The organism is Halalkalibacter sp. HAAS-P013 (assembly GCF_056619925.1).
Genome location: NZ_JBWQTU010000006.1, coordinates 46,021 through 60,211, shown reverse-complemented (window position 1 = coordinate 60,211; position 14,191 = coordinate 46,021). Strand labels below are relative to the sequence as shown.

General features: G+C 39.2%; 16 protein-coding genes. 7 read left to right on the top strand and 9 right to left on the bottom strand.

Annotated elements, in window-relative coordinates; translation table 11 throughout:
* Positions 1-355: 355 nt before the first annotated feature.
* Together AC1FXP_RS10570 and AC1FXP_RS10565 are read left to right on the top strand one after the other, a co-directional pair.
* Positions 356-1,597, top strand: coding sequence for a glutathionylspermidine synthase family protein (locus AC1FXP_RS10570; RefSeq protein ID WP_480061112.1), 1,242 nt, complete (start codon positions 356-358; stop codon positions 1,595-1,597).
* A 31-nt stretch (positions 1,598-1,628) separates the two neighbouring features.
* On the top strand, positions 1,629-2,657 hold the full coding sequence (locus AC1FXP_RS10565) for a potassium channel family protein (protein WP_480061110.1): 1,029 nt from the start codon (positions 1,629-1,631) through the stop codon (positions 2,655-2,657).
* A gap of 176 nt (positions 2,658-2,833) precedes the next feature.
* Here AC1FXP_RS10565 and AC1FXP_RS10560 read toward each other — a convergent pair whose 3' ends face one another.
* Positions 2,834-2,989, bottom strand: a complete 156-nt coding sequence (locus AC1FXP_RS10560) for a hypothetical protein (protein WP_480061108.1) — start codon at positions 2,987-2,989, stop codon at positions 2,834-2,836.
* Positions 2,990-3,536: 547 nt separating this feature from the next.
* Between AC1FXP_RS10560 and AC1FXP_RS10555 the strand changes: the two genes are divergently transcribed.
* Together AC1FXP_RS10555 and AC1FXP_RS10550 are read left to right on the top strand one after the other, a co-directional pair.
* The gene (locus AC1FXP_RS10555) at positions 3,537-3,794 is read left to right on the top strand and encodes a hypothetical protein (protein WP_480061106.1); all 258 of its coding nucleotides are present in this window, start codon (positions 3,537-3,539) and stop codon (positions 3,792-3,794) included.
* Positions 3,794-4,003 carry an aspartyl protease family protein gene (locus tag AC1FXP_RS10550; protein ID WP_480061104.1) on the top strand — a complete coding sequence of 70 codons (210 nt, stop codon included), beginning with the start codon at positions 3,794-3,796 and terminating at the stop codon, positions 4,001-4,003. The genes AC1FXP_RS10555 and AC1FXP_RS10550 overlap by 1 nt, the downstream gene beginning before the upstream one ends.
* Positions 4,004-4,079: 76 nt before the next feature.
* Here the strand turns inward: AC1FXP_RS10550 and AC1FXP_RS10545 are convergent, their stop codons facing one another.
* Positions 4,080-4,748, bottom strand: a complete 669-nt coding sequence (locus tag AC1FXP_RS10545; RefSeq protein ID WP_480061102.1) for a DUF5667 domain-containing protein — start codon at positions 4,746-4,748, stop codon at positions 4,080-4,082.
* Positions 4,749-4,766: 18 nt separating this feature from the next.
* A complete protein-coding gene (locus AC1FXP_RS10540) occupies positions 4,767-5,306 on the bottom strand; it encodes a hypothetical protein (protein ID WP_480061100.1) in 540 nt (179 codons plus the stop codon).
* Between the two features lie 313 nt (positions 5,307-5,619).
* Here AC1FXP_RS10540 and AC1FXP_RS10535 point away from each other — a divergent pair, with 313 nt between their 5' ends.
* Complete coding sequence (locus AC1FXP_RS10535; protein WP_480061098.1) at positions 5,620-7,215, top strand: S8 family serine peptidase; 1,596 nt, start codon at positions 5,620-5,622, stop codon at positions 7,213-7,215.
* Between the two features lie 141 nt (positions 7,216-7,356).
* Here AC1FXP_RS10535 and AC1FXP_RS10530 read toward each other — a convergent pair whose 3' ends face one another.
* The 3 genes from AC1FXP_RS10530 to AC1FXP_RS10520 form a co-directional block, all read right to left on the bottom strand.
* A complete protein-coding gene (locus AC1FXP_RS10530; protein WP_480061096.1) occupies positions 7,357-7,854 on the bottom strand; it encodes a cupredoxin domain-containing protein in 498 nt (165 codons plus the stop codon).
* 280 nt (positions 7,855-8,134) lie between these two features.
* Positions 8,135-8,599: a hypothetical protein gene (locus AC1FXP_RS10525; protein WP_480061094.1), complete on the bottom strand. Its 465-nt coding sequence runs from the start codon at positions 8,597-8,599 to the stop codon at positions 8,135-8,137.
* 13 nt (positions 8,600-8,612) lie between these two features.
* Positions 8,613-8,786 carry a hypothetical protein gene (locus AC1FXP_RS10520; RefSeq protein WP_480061092.1) on the bottom strand — a complete coding sequence of 58 codons (174 nt, stop codon included), beginning with the start codon at positions 8,784-8,786 and terminating at the stop codon, positions 8,613-8,615.
* A gap of 274 nt (positions 8,787-9,060) precedes the next feature.
* Here AC1FXP_RS10520 and AC1FXP_RS10515 point away from each other — a divergent pair, with 274 nt between their 5' ends.
* Entirely contained in the window at positions 9,061-10,071 is a 1,011-nt protein-coding gene (locus AC1FXP_RS10515; RefSeq protein WP_480061090.1) for a DUF3231 family protein, read from the top strand.
* A 235-nt stretch (positions 10,072-10,306) separates the two neighbouring features.
* On the opposite strand, the gene AC1FXP_RS10510 is transcribed toward AC1FXP_RS10515, so the two are convergent.
* The 3 genes from AC1FXP_RS10510 to AC1FXP_RS10500 form a co-directional block, all read right to left on the bottom strand.
* Complete coding sequence (locus AC1FXP_RS10510) at positions 10,307-10,939, bottom strand: class D sortase (protein ID WP_480061088.1); 633 nt, start codon at positions 10,937-10,939, stop codon at positions 10,307-10,309.
* A 5-nt stretch (positions 10,940-10,944) separates the two neighbouring features.
* Positions 10,945-12,153, bottom strand: coding sequence for a processed acidic surface protein (locus AC1FXP_RS10505; RefSeq protein ID WP_480061086.1), 1,209 nt, complete (start codon positions 12,151-12,153; stop codon positions 10,945-10,947).
* A 177-nt stretch (positions 12,154-12,330) separates the two neighbouring features.
* Positions 12,331-12,453: a hypothetical protein gene (locus AC1FXP_RS10500; protein ID WP_480061084.1), complete on the bottom strand. Its 123-nt coding sequence runs from the start codon at positions 12,451-12,453 to the stop codon at positions 12,331-12,333.
* Between the two features lie 302 nt (positions 12,454-12,755).
* Between AC1FXP_RS10500 and AC1FXP_RS10495 the strand changes: the two genes are divergently transcribed.
* A complete protein-coding gene (locus tag AC1FXP_RS10495) occupies positions 12,756-14,090 on the top strand; it encodes a C40 family peptidase (protein WP_480061082.1) in 1,335 nt (444 codons plus the stop codon).
* Positions 14,091-14,191: the final 101 nt, after the last annotated feature.

The window sequence follows — 14,191 nt, the reverse complement described above, 5'->3', positions numbered from 1 at the left end:
CTCGAAGCATTGAGCGTAGCCGCTGCCAGGTTTTAAGCCTATAGGGTGGTTTTCCCTATAGGCGCGCAGCGAGTGGAGCCAATGCAAACATGTTCGCACTAGCATGTGGAATGCGCGAACCTTTTTGTAAACACAGAGCAAAGCACAAAAGCCGCCGTTATCTTTTAAGCCCTTTATGAGTGGGTTTCTCATAAAGGGCGCACGGCGAGTGGAGCCAATGCCGTCTATGAGAAGCTTTCAAGATGTTTTTCCTGTCTTAAACCTTTTTGAGCAAAGCGAACTTCTCAAAAAAACGCACCAATTATAACCAACACCAACAAAAACAAAATAACGACCTAAGAAAGGAGACTCCTCCATGCTTCCATACCACTCACTAACAGACCCATTCGAACCAAACCAATATGTAAAGCGCTGGCAACAGGTCGAACAAAAGGTTTCAGCTAAAGGCTTCACATGGGCAACCTTGTACGAAAACTATGAAGACAATCAATACATGAGTGATTCCCTCCTTGTCGTTCCATCGTCTCTTGCTCGCGAAGTGGAAAATGCTTCTCGTGCGGCAAATGATGTTTTTCAAAAAACGTATGAGCAAATTATGAAGGACCGCTCAATTATACATAGACTAGGTATTTCTGTATTCATGTGGGATTTGCTTCTTTCAGAGGGAAAGGGTGCTTTTTCTTATTTTACTAGATATGATTTTATCGCTTCAGCTAATGGCTTAAAGGTGATCGAAGCCAATACCGATACACCTGTGGGCATAGTGGAGTCAGCTGTTGCCCAGGAAATTCTTTGTCAGGAGCACGGACAACTCAATCCGAATGCGCAGTTGGCTGCAAACGTTCGAAATGCGTGGAATCAGATCATTCGAGATTATCGAATTGGCAGCACTGATACGTTGTACTTTACGTGCGCAGACTGGCATGATGAAGACAAGCAGACAGTAAAATATTTAATGGATTTGTACCCGCAGCAGGCAAAGTATGTTCCGCTTGAAGAGATTGTCGTTGGAAAAGAAGATGTCCAAACACCTGAAGGGGAAACGATTGAATTTTTATATCGGCTGTACCCTCTTGAGTACTTCTTGGAAGAGAAGAGTGGAACAGGCGAACAAATTGGTGAGCAGTTCCTTGTTCATTTAATGAATGATAAATTGAAGGTCATCAACCCTCCATCAGCATTACTCATGCAGTCAAAAGCCATTCTTTCGCTTATTTGGGAGAAAAAAGATGAGTGGTACACGCGGATAGAGCGAGATGCAATTGAGAAGTACTTCTTGCCGACATACGATTCGCTTGGCGATATGAATTCCTATGTGAAGAAACCTGTGTTAGGACGAGAAGGTGGGGGAGTCCAGGTCGTATCAGGTGGTGCCGTAATCGATGAGGATGTTGATTATTATCAAGATCAAGCAACTGTTTATCAGGAGTACTTTCCGATGCCAGATCAGACGATTGATACATGGGACGGACCGTATACAGGGAAGTTGTTGGTTGGGTCACATGTGATTAATGGCGAGCCGAGTGGACTGTTCTTTCGCGTAGGCGGACCGATTACCGGGAATTTATCGATGTTTGTAGCGTATACGACACGTTAGAGTGGGGTAGCCCCCCAGAAAGGAGGATGCGATGCACTTTTTTCTGAAGCTTAGCCTGGGCCTAATCCGAATGCGAAATGTTACATTGTTTATTACGACAGCGATCTTCATCTTACTTAGTACGCTCATCATGTATGCTCTTGAACCTGACAATTTTGAGAGTCTTTTAAACACATTTTATTTTGTCATGACGACATTCACAACAGTCGGCTATGGCGATTATTCACCAATAACGCTTCCGGCCAAGATCTATTCTGTGTTCATGTTTCTTATTGGGATCGGCTTACTTGGGGTTGTCATTGGAAAGATTGTGGATTCATTTACGATCTTTAGAAGGATGAGAGAGGAAGGGAGGATGACTTATATGAACGAGAACCATGTTGTCATTATCGGCTGGGGGAAAAAATCGGAATCGGCTGTGAAAGAAATACTCGATTCTGATTCAGAAGTAGAAGTAATCGTCATTGATGCCCTGCCTAAGGCACCGGAGCTATTAATGAGTGACAATCGCCTTCATTACATACAAGGAGATCCGACTTCAGAAGAGCCCTACGCAAAAGCAAACTTAACAAGTGCGAGTGCTGTGATCATTTTTGCCGATGATAATATTCAAGAGCCTTCGCTCAAAGATGCGAAATCCCTGCTTGTTTCCATTACAGTGAGCCGTTTGGCACCAAATGTCCACACAACCGTTGAAGTCATGACAGAAAAAAATATCTCCAATTTCTCTCATGTTCAAGTTGATGAATTCATCCTCTCACAAGAGACGATTTCCCGACTAGCTGTCCGTTCCGCTCTTTACAAAGGCGTCAGCCAAGTGTACTCTCAGCTCATTAGCAGAGCGCATGGGGAAGACCTTTACCAAATCTCTAAAAGGAAAGAGTGGGAGACGTATAACGATGCTTTTCAGGATCTACTAGCACAAGGAGCGACGTTGATTGCAGACCGTAACCATTTAGATATTAATCGGCGCTTGGATGAGCAGATTCCAGATGATGCTGTGCTTTATATCATTTGTAATCGGGAGACGTATGAGAAGGTGAATGCCCCGGCGTCATAACACTAAAAAAGGGATAGCCGCTCTAAAAAGAGTGGCTATCCCTTTTCTATGTAAAAATCAATGCTTGATGTGAGGCACAATTACACCACGTTTCCTCGCCTTGATCAGCAAAAAATTGTTGAATTTTATCTAAGCATAATTCAAATTCTTCTGTAAAAAGAACAATAAACTGACTGTTATTTTCTTTGACCATTGCGTTTAGATTTCAACTCACTTCCAGAATACCTTTTCATATCTGGGTTGTCTAAATACCTTGACAATGATGCTTTAAGTTCAGGATATTCATCAATTTCTCTTGATAAGTCATCATTTAAATTAGATCTTAGTTCCATATTTTCATTTTCTACTTCAATTGAAAATAGTTTCCCATTTACTAGAAAATCCCCGATTCTCTACCTTCTAGAGCTTTATATAATTCTTTTTTGGCGTGATCACTTAATGAATTCATTTAAATATCACCTCAAATAAATTATATCAAATACAAGTTAGCGAATTCCATTCATACTTTCAGATTTATTTAAAAATATTATTCCTTTTGCGATAAGTGCCCCCGACAGTAAATGGGGGAGTTTGGACAGTGAAATTCCAAGTTTGGACAGTAAATTCCATAGTTCCGACAGTATAAAAGCTACTTCCGACAGAAAGCAAAAATCACAACGAATTCAGCGCGTTCATGTTCCTTTAAATTAACTCCCAACGACAAAAAAGAGAGCATGAGTTCATTTACGGGTTCCGTTTTGTCTATAAGCAGGTAAACTTCATTAATAATTACATTTATTCAACTGAGTGCTCCCTTACCTTCAATAAGCAATGATTTGTGTTACTATATCTCTTCTTTATCATGATACAATATAAGTAAATATTCTGGAGGTGACTAAAATGAAGTGGGAAGATGTGTGCCAAGCGTTTCCAGAACAGTGGATTTTAATAGAAGCTATTCAAGCACATACAAATGAGAAAAGTGTGCGTATTTTGGATGAGATTGCCCCTTTAAAAAAATTTTCTAATTCACCAGAGGCGATGAAAGCATACCAAGAAATTCATCGTAAAAATCCTAATCGAGAATTATATGTCCTTCATACTAGCCGTAAGGAGCCTAATATTATTGAGAAAAAGTGGGTAGGTGTTAGGCGATAGTGAAAAAATTAGTTATTGAAGATGGTTTATTACTTACGAATATGGAACTAACATTTAAAGGGCAATCACTTAATTTACAACGTGTATTGGTTGATACTGGGTCAGGAAGTACAGTTGTATCAACTGATTTGGCTGAATCAATTGGTATTGTAGCTGAAGAAAATGATATGATATATCGCATAAGTGGTGTGAAATTCACTTCAAAATGACAAAAAGAGAGCATTAGGCAGTCCTCACGCTCTTCTTTTATATAAAAAATCAAATTTCACGCATTTCGTTCATAAATTATGGTCTTCCCGCATGTTCAGGCTTATTCCCTTTGCCTTGCTCAGCGCGATCACGCCCCTGTTGCCTCGCTTGCTCCGCTCGCTCTTGACCCTTCAGCTTCGCCTGCTCGCCTTTTTCCTGAGCATTTCCATTTCCTCTACCAGTTCCAGCTCGACTCCGCGCCTCCTCAGCGCGTTGCTTCGCTTTTGCCTTATTTTCTAACGCTTTTTCCTTTTTTTCTAACGCCCTTGCAATGCCTGCTTTGGCTTGCTCAGGAAGGTCTTCTCTTTCAAGTAACGCATTTAAGTTTTCACTGCGTTTTTCGATATTTTCGTAAACAATTGATTCTACATCAGAAAGATCCTTGCCTTGCTCAGTCGCTGCAACTAAATGTTTTTCTATATTCACGATATGTCCGCTATAATCTTCTAAAGAGCTTTCGGCCGCTTCTTCATTTCCGACTGCAAACATTTCTTCAGCTTCAAGAAGCCGATTTTCAGCATATTCATCTTCAAGAAGTGTTTTCTCACCCGTATCCTTCGTAAGTTCTATCGTTGTCTCTTCGATAATACGAACCGTTTCGTAAAGCTCAGATTCTGGGCTGACGATTTCCTTCTCTTCAATTGCGTAAACAGCTCCAGCTACTAATATGAAACTAATAGTTGTTCCAATGACTATTTTTTTCATCCGAGATTCTCCTTTATTTTAATAGAATTCAATATATCGCTTGAACTCTTTGATATATTCTATATTTTCTTCATAGTCATCTACTGGTGTCATGAAGGTAAGAATGTTTACCCTTTGACCTTGCTGCTCGATGTAAATATCGGTACGTATGCTTTCTTTCCGTTCAGACTGAAAAGCGAAATAGTTATCTGTTTCTTCAATAATGCTAGACTTACCGACGCCGATCATTAGCTCATTTTTAATTTCTTCTATATCTTTATTCGAAGATAATACAGTGATAATGGCTTTCCCTTTCTCACTATGAAAGGTTACATTAATTTGATCACCGTCTGATTGTTCCTCAAACACCCAATTCGGTGTCTCGTATACTCTTATTCCTCTATCCGTATTTTCATACATGACTACTTTTTCGTGTTCGATTACGTCTTCAATGATCTCTTCAGAACCTGCTGAAACTTCCTGATTATTAGAGCTGTTAGGAGTACTGCAGCCAGCTATAAGGAGAATAGAACAGATCAAATAGGAGAGAAGCACTGTTAATTTAAGTCTTTCTTTCATACAAAACTCCTTAATGAGCAGTAGTTTCTATACAAAGATTCTCGCCCTTGTATATGCAGTCCTGCTAGTTTATCTAAATCATAACTTTTTACATAAAAGGGGGTCTACTAAGAAATTTAATTCAAAAATGGAAATATTGCACCTGTTTTTTGTTGGAAAGGAAAAATCTCTTCCTTACGATAGTCTATCATATTGTTCTTCTTGCTACATAAGCAACCATCGGACATTTTGACCATTTTATGTTTTTTTAGCTTAAAGGTCTATACTACTTAATTTTGATTTCATAGGATACGAATGAAAAGGAGGGATGCTTTTGAATATAAAACGTATTCCAAAAGGGAAAGTACCATCTTTAAAATCCTCAAATAAGATGAAAGACGAAAAGAAAACAGTTGCCCCCGACCAAACACAAAACACATCTAAACAAAATCTAAGTAAAATTCAACACCACCTAGGAGAAAAATGTAAAAAGATGGGCGAGTCTGAAAGCTTTGAGGTTATTATTCACTTAAACTGTGATGCTAAAAAGAATATGAAAAAATTAAGCAAAACTCTCGGAAAATCGTTTCAGCCAAATAAAGTGTTCAACTATATTCAGGCGTTCTCTGCCAACTTAACAGCTAAACAAATCAAACAACTAGAACAGTATCAAGAAGTAGAATTTATCGAAGAAAACACTAATCTTCGTATAAACCTTGATACGGCTAATCAATGGTTTAGCACACAAAAGGCAAGAGCGGATTTTGACTTAACGGGTGCAGGGGTGACGATTGCCGTTGTTGATACGGGAGTCGACAATGGACATGTAGACCTAAGCGGAAATAAGGTGACCGGTTGGAGAGATTTTGTCAACGGGAACGAGACCCCTTATGATGACCAAGGGCACGGAACCCATGTCGCAAGCATTGCAGCTGGAACAGGCGATGCTAACTACCGCTATACCGGTGTAGCTCCAGAGGCGTCTATTGTTGGGGTCAAGGTACTAGATCGAAACGGTGCAGGCTCGATGACACAGATTATGGAAGGAATAGAATGGCTGATCGATGAAAGAGATCACCTGAATATACAAGTTGCCAACCTTAGCTTGGGCTCAGCAGAAAGCTCAGATGGGAGGGACGCTTTATCTCAAGTCGTCAATGCAGCAGTCGATCATGGAATTACGGTTGTTGTGGCATCAGGAAACTCAGGACCGAATCGCTATACGATTGGAACGCCGGCTGTAGCGGCAAGAGCGATCACAGTCGGTTCGATGGCTGATGTCGGAGAACGAGGATATTTTCTAAATGACTACTCTTCTAGAGGCCCAACAGCTGATGGACGAACGAAACCAGATATCGTTGCACCAGGATACGAAATGACTGCAGCGAGAGCTAACTCAAGAACAGGCTATGCTACGTTCAGTGGTACGAGTATGGCTGCACCGTATGTAGCAGGAACAGTAGCCCTCATGCTAGAAGCGCAGGAAGACTTAACGCCAGAACAAATCAAAAGCATTTTAGAAGAAACCGCGGAGGATTGGGGGCAAGAAGGCAAAAACATTGATTATGGCTCTGGGCGTCTACAAGGCTACCAAGCAGTCATGACTGCAGCGAATGAAAGAGGCGATCTGCCGGAAACCCCTAATCATGTTTCGGTCAGCGGCTCATTACAAAATCGTTCACGAGACGTGTGGCAATACGAAGTAAATGACCTGTCTTATCCTGTTTCCATTACAATGATCCAAGAAACGGAAAGAACCGACTTTGATCTATATGTCTATGATCAAAACGGATCATTACTATCTTATTCGAATACAACCGCCAGGCAGGAACATGTGTCATTTGTTCCGAGAAGAACGGGAACGTATTACATTGAAGTCTACAGTTATCGAGGTAGAGGCAATTACAATTTAGACATTAGCGGTGCATAAAAACAAGAGAAGCGATGCTGATCATAACAGGCTCGGCAATTGGAGGGGATGTCTCAAAAGGTCAAAACCAGATCTTTTGAGACATCCCCTCTTACTGTTTAAAGAAATTTCAGTGTGAAAAAATAGTAAATGACCGAGTAATTATGGTTTTGGTAATACTAAAAGCTGCGTTTGCATAGATGGAAGGTGATCATGACAAATAATTTCAAAAATACCTGGTTTGTCAGCTGTGAAATCAACTACGGTAACTTCACCGCGTTCCACTACAAAATCAATATCATAACCTGTAATCGTGGAATGATGATGATTACCATTCACACCTAAAATATGGAGTTCTACTTGTTCACCTTCATAAGCAACAATCAATCCTGGCTCCCAGCGATATGTTGCTACTTCCCAACGACCATCTTCATCTGGCTCATTTAAAATATAGCCTCCGCCTTCAGGTAATGGTTCTTCAGGAAACGGTATGCTGTTTGTACCACCCTTTGGCTCAACAGCTGTCATGTGAATAATCCTTTTGTCTTTTTCTCCTTCCATTTTCGAAGTTGAATCATTACATGCCATCAAAGCCAGCGATAATACAAAAAGAACTGATAGGAAACATACCTTTTTGAAACTAACTAAACGTGCCATCATTGTTCACTCTCCCTTTTTCCTAAATTTAATAATCTTTCCTTTGTGCAAACTTATTGTACGAGGTAAACAAGTTGTGTGTCAACTATCTTTTTTGGAAAAAATTAATAATATACAAACATGATTCCTTATAGGTGGTGGAAATGATAATAATCGAGGTTTAATTTGAAAGGGTTTTAGTAATGACTTTTATCTCTTGTGAAGATTGCACTTAAAGTAATGAGGATAGTTGAAAAAACGGGGAAATAAAATAACAATCAAAAAAAAGCAAACCCAATCTATCTTACTGTTTGAGTTTGCTTATACTAAGTACGCATAATTTAATTATCCAGCCGATAATAACACCAATGAGGAGAAAGATTATAGGAGAAAAAATTGGTCCCAACAAGAATCCAAATATTTTTATGGTGGGAGAATAAATAACGCCTATGGTTGATAGAAAAGCTGCAAACACAAAAGGTAAAAAGGAGAAGGGGTTCCTACCGCCTCCTGCATCACGGTAGGCATCCCATATAGCAAACATATAGATACATGGGTAAAACATTAACCATTGGTAATCAGTTAAATCAATAGCCTTTAACATATTGCCATGAAAGCTTTCAATAATAATTAAATTTAAATTAGCTTGTACGTTAATTAACAGCTCTAGAGATATAAAGACAATTCCTTTCATGAATTTCCCATTAAGAAATTGAGCAAACCCTGGTAGTGCTATACTCCATAACAATTTTTCAATTTTGGTTTCCATCTGATTCATACCATTAATGATTAGAAAAAATTCTTTTATTTATTGTTTGAGGTGGTTCTTCTAACCAACTATCATCAATTTCTAAAAAATACTTAAAAATACAGACTGACACGCTATTGTTTTGAAAACCACTCCATAGTGCGGCAATTTCTGAAGACGTTAATCTGGTTTGATACTCTTCTATCATTTACTCTCTCTCCTTATAACATGATTACTGTTATAATTTACCATTTTTAATAATTTATTCCTACCCTTGTGAACGGTTAGGTCATTATGTTCTTAAGGGAATTAACGATAGTTCTTAATATAAGTTACTATTTGAAAAAGGGTCGTTTTTTTTATTAAAGGAACGCTTCTTTAGCTGAAGATGGGCAGATGGAATAATATACCTTAAAAATACTGGAATACCATGTCATTATATGTTCAACCTAAAAAAAGAAAGTTTTAGGGAGGAATGCTCTATGCCGGAAAAACCTGCAATTACGTCATCAGAACTAGGTACGTTATGGCTTACATATCAACAGAAAACAATGGTTTTACGAATGTTAGAATATTTTATAGAAAAAGCCGATGATGAAAAAGCCAAGGATATTATGACAAATTTATATGGAGAAATTGACCTTTATGTCGGTAAAATAACCGAAACTTTTCAAAATGAAGGCGCTGTAATACCAGTCGGTTTTTCAGCTCAAGATGTCAACAAAGATGTGCCGAAATTATATGATAATGGTTTCGACATAATGTTTGTTCGTCTACTAAAAGAAATTAGTATGGCATTGCATTCATTAAATATAACGATGGCATATCGAGAAGATATTGTAATGATTTTTGAAGATCTTACTGCCATTACTCAAAAGTATTACAATCTTTGCACACAATATTTGCTTGAAAAAGGGATGCTTGCTCGACCTCCTTATGTTTCAATGCCAAATTCAGTTGAGTTTGTTAAAGATACAACCTATTTAGGCGGACTCGCCATTAATCCATTTAGCGAAAAACGGACATTAAATACGGTAGAAGTTGCTCATCTTCATCATACAATTGAAACAAATTTGACCGGGATGCAGATGATTACAGGTTTTGCTCAATGTGCAAATGAACGAGAAGTAAAAAACTTCTTTAATGAAGGTGCAGAGCTTGCTAAAAGTATTATAAAAGAATTAAGAGAAACCTTACTACAAAATAATTTACAAACGCCTGAACCGTCGGGTGGCAATCCAACCCGTTCAACGACGGCTCCATTTTCTGATAAATTGATGATGTATTGCACAAGTCTTTTTTGTAGTTTTGCGTTGGGTGGTAGCTCATTAGGAACTGCTTTTAGTTTACGAAATGATTTACCCGCAAAAATGGCTATTTTTATGAAAGATACCTTTGAATATGCTCACAAAGGTGCAAAAATAATGATTAACAATGGTTGGATGGAAGAGCCGCCTCAGATGGAAGAACGAAAGCAAATAATTAATAAATAGTGTGAAGGGTCAGACCCCTCGGTAGGACTTCACAGTGTTAAAGTGAAGCTCGATTTTTTCGCTTCAGACAGTAAATTACCCAGATTCGACAGAAAAACTGCATACTTGGACAGTAAATCTCATGTTTCCGACAGAAAAAAGCTAGTTCCGACAGAAAGAGAAAAAACCAACAATAAAAAGAGAGCATGAGATAGTCCTCATACTCTCTTCTTCTCCATATTCGCAAAACACCCACTCATCGCGTCTTCTCCTGCCCACGCAACTCCGCCACCAGCACATACCGCTCTGGCGCTGCTCCAACAAAGTTAAACGGGTAACAAGTAGACACCGTCAACGTCGCACGCGGCCTCGGTACAATCACCGTTCGGTCATCCTCATCGACAATCCGCACTCTCCGCACTTTGTACTCAAATTCTCCTGCAGCTGTTCGAACGATCAACAGATCATTCTCACCAACTTCACCTAAGCGGCGAAATACGGTATCGCGGTGCCCAGATAAGACGGAATTGTCATTTTCACCGGGAAGGACGCTCCCGGCAAAATGACCGACGCCTTTTTCAAGCTCATCTTCATTTGTCCCGTGATAAATCGGTAAAGTCGCATCAAGCTTCGGGATGTACAGCTCGCCCATTAAGTCGCCGATTTGAGGGTTGGCAGGGAAGTCAAACGAATTAACCTCCAAGTCATCTTCCTCATCCATCACAGGCTCTAGTGGAGGTTCGGCCGACACCACAGTCTCACTCGCTGCGCCACTTCCTGTCTTAAACAAAAAATACCCTTTTAAAAATGAATAAGCATTCGTACTCGAAAACCACAATCCTCCAACAATGAGAGCACTGCATAAGGAAAGAAGAATGAATCGCTTCAATCTTCTTACACACCCTTCACGCGGAAACGACGATAAATCGCCAATCCAGCTAAGGCAACCGCTAGACCGCTAGCAGCATTTACTACATAATTGGATGCCGTTTTCGGAAGCTTTGCGCCTTTTTCCGTTTTCGTTACAGGTTTCTTTTCAGAAGGTGCAGGCTTTTTGTCTGCTTTCTTTTCTGCTTTTTTCTCTGTTTGTTTCACAATGACTTCTTCTGTTTTCTTTAAGTCTTTCCCAGTTTCAACAATAATGTCAGATCCTAGCATCTCTGCTGTGAATAGAAGGTCAGCTAAGAACTCGCCTTGCTTGTTATATAGTTCAATTAATAAACCATAACCATCCGTACTCGTCATTGTCATAAGGGTAGACAAGGAAACAGGTTTTTTCTCATTTTCTTTCACAAGATAGAACTTCACATCTATTTCAAACAGATCTAGTAATTGAGTAAAAATATCTAGTAGTTCAGCAATTTGAGCTGGAGTCAGATCTGATGCCTCATCAAAATCTTCAAACGCCATCATGCGATCAGCTAGCTTTTCTAAGCGATCCAAAAATGCTGGATTCTCTAAATCAAGCGTAAGGAAATGCTCAAATAATCGATCTAGCTCTTCATATGTTAATCCAAGTTGATCAAATAGATCATCAATCTCGGAGAAATCGATGTCTTCTTCATCATAATAAAAAAGATAATATTCAACTGCCCATTCTAAGTCCTCGATGTGCTCATAATACTCTAATGAATCACCATGCTCCTCTAACAAAGAAATTAATTCTTCCATTGTTAAATCATAAAAATCAAGTAACTCTTGTAAATTCTCATCTGTAATAGGCGATAAATTATAATAGTATAAATCGAAATAAAGATCATCTACAAACGTGTAGACATCTAAAATAGCTTGTCCTTCTTCTAGCTCGCCGTTCAAAATTAACAGTGCGGTTGCTTCTTCTAATGTTAAGCCATGCTCAGCTAGTACGTCTTGTAAGTTTTCTTCTGTTAATACAGGCCCTAAAAACATAGTTAAATCTTCGATGTCCTCAAATTCATCCAATGTAAATCCGTAAAAGTCTAAATACTCTTCTAGCTCTACTTTTGTCCAACCAACTTCATTTAGATAGTCTTGCAATTCAGTTTCATCAACCGCTGCAAACGAGTAGAGTGGAGATACAACAAGACCTAACACAACCAATAACGACATGAACAAGCCTTTCACATAACATTCCTCCATATAATAAAATGTAAAATTCTAGATAATTATACTCCCGTAATCTGAAAAAAGGTAGATTAATTTTTTGGGAAATTTTATATTTTAATAACCTAACAAGGGAGCCCACAAAAAGGCTCCCTTATCAACACTTCACCGTATGAAAGAGGGGTCTGAGCCCCGAACCTATATAAAGAACAACCCAATCCATTTAATCCACCCAATGAAAGAAAGCCACAACGGAATACTTAAAACTGTTCCCCACATCAAACCAGTAAAGATGGTACCATTGTTGTTTGTATTCTCCATAGAAAGGCCTCATTTCTTCTAAAGGATATCTCTAATTATAATCGCTTACATTTGCAATAACGATTAAAATCGTTCAACAAAATCAGCGATTATTCCTATCCACTTGATTCCATGTTGACGATAATAAAACTCCCCGCCACAAAACTAATTACCTAAAGTTCAATAAATCTTCACACTTTACATAGGTCATAAATACTGAAACTACTAAAATAGGAAAAATAGTATCTAGTCAGATTCGCTCAATAGAGGTAAAATTAACTAAAAATCAGAGTTTTTTTGGCGAATGAGGAGGTCTTATGTAGATGAAGGAAGCTTCAACACTTAGAAAAGTGGTCATTTCTTCGACATTTGCGACAGGCTTGTTTTTAGCAACCCCGCAAATGGCAGATGCTGCGCTTGGTGATCAAACATTAAGAGAAGGAATGAACCATTCAGATGTGAAAGAGTTACAAGATGCCTTGAAGAAAAAGGGGCATTTTAATTTTGAGCGATCAACTGGTTTTTATGGAACGATTACAGCAGATGCTGTCCGAAGTTTTCAAAGGAAGCACAATTTACAAGTCGATGGAATTGCAGGCCCACAAACATTAGGAAGACTTCTACAGGAAATGGGAAGACAAGCTCCAGCATCAACACCTTCTACATCTACGACCAAAACAACAAATAGCACATTAAACAACACATTGCTGCGATTCGGCTCAAACGGAACGCAAGTAGAACAACTTCAACAAAAGCTAAAAGAAAAAGGCTACTATAGTCATACCATTACAGGTCAATTTGGACGTATAACCGAAGCCGCTGTACGTGACTTCCAGCGTGCAAATAACCTTGTCGTCGATGGAATCGTGGGACCGCAGACGCTTTCTCGTCTAATTAACCAGCCGGTACCAGCACAAACAACAACATATGAACCAGATTTACCGAAAACAGAAGAACGCAACCAACAAACGAAAAGTGAGACTACTCAGTCGGTCCAAACATCAACGGCATTACGTGTAGGCAGCAGAGGAACAGCTGTAACGAACCTTCAATCAGCGCTTCGCTCAGTCGGAGTATTCAACCAAGAGCCAACTGGCTATTACGGTGAAGTCACAGCAACAGCAGTACGAAACTTCCAAAGAGTACATAACTTAACGGCTGATGGAATTGCTGGACCTAATACATTAAGAAAGTTGAATGAAGTAGCAACGAATAAGCCATCACAGCCAACCACTCAAGCTCCTTCAAACACACAAACAAACAAAGTATCAAATACAAAAAGCAGCACCAGCTCGGCAGCCCTAGTGACAAATCTTGTTGCTGAAGCCGCAAACCATATCGGCGTTCCGTATCTTTGGGGAGGAACAACGACAAGAGGCTTTGATTGTAGCGGTTTTACGCAATTTGTCTTTAAACAACAAGGCATTTCCATCCCAAGAACCGTTGCGCAGCAATGGAATATGGGAAGATCTGTCTCTAAGCCTGCTGTAGGTGATATGGTTTTCTTTGAAACATATCAAAAAGGTCCATCACATAACGGTATTTATATTGGCAACAACCAATTCGTACATAGTGGATCATCAACAGGTGTTGCAATCGCTAGCATGGATAATCCTTACTGGAAACAACGCTATTTAGGAGCGAAACGAATTCATTAAATAAAAAGACTTGATTTCTGTCAGTTGAAAACAGAAACCAAGTCTTTTTTCGTTGTTAAATAGTTCTATATAATAGAAGAAACAGATCAAATTATAAGCCT

Coding starts and splice junctions, on each gene's coding strand:
- AC1FXP_RS10570 (WP_480061112.1), top strand. CDS start 356: ATGCTTCCATACCACTCACTAACAGACCCATTCGAACCAAACCAATAT.
- AC1FXP_RS10565 (WP_480061110.1), top strand. CDS start 1,629: ATGCACTTTTTTCTGAAGCTTAGCCTGGGCCTAATCCGAATGCGAAAT.
- AC1FXP_RS10560 (WP_480061108.1), bottom strand. CDS start 2,989: ATGGAACTAAGATCTAATTTAAATGATGACTTATCAAGAGAAATTGAT.
- AC1FXP_RS10555 (WP_480061106.1), top strand. CDS start 3,537: ATGAAGTGGGAAGATGTGTGCCAAGCGTTTCCAGAACAGTGGATTTTA.
- AC1FXP_RS10545 (WP_480061102.1), bottom strand. CDS start 4,748: ATGAAAAAAATAGTCATTGGAACAACTATTAGTTTCATATTAGTAGCT.
- AC1FXP_RS10540 (WP_480061100.1), bottom strand. CDS start 5,306: ATGAAAGAAAGACTTAAATTAACAGTGCTTCTCTCCTATTTGATCTGT.
- AC1FXP_RS10530 (WP_480061096.1), bottom strand. CDS start 7,854: ATGATGGCACGTTTAGTTAGTTTCAAAAAGGTATGTTTCCTATCAGTT.
- AC1FXP_RS10525 (WP_480061094.1), bottom strand. CDS start 8,599: ATGGAAACCAAAATTGAAAAATTGTTATGGAGTATAGCACTACCAGGG.
- AC1FXP_RS10520 (WP_480061092.1), bottom strand. CDS start 8,786: ATGATAGAAGAGTATCAAACCAGATTAACGTCTTCAGAAATTGCCGCA.
- AC1FXP_RS10515 (WP_480061090.1), top strand. CDS start 9,061: ATGCCGGAAAAACCTGCAATTACGTCATCAGAACTAGGTACGTTATGG.
- AC1FXP_RS10500 (WP_480061084.1), bottom strand. CDS start 12,453: ATGGAGAATACAAACAACAATGGTACCATCTTTACTGGTTTGATGTGG.
- AC1FXP_RS10495 (WP_480061082.1), top strand. CDS start 12,756: ATGAAGGAAGCTTCAACACTTAGAAAAGTGGTCATTTCTTCGACATTT.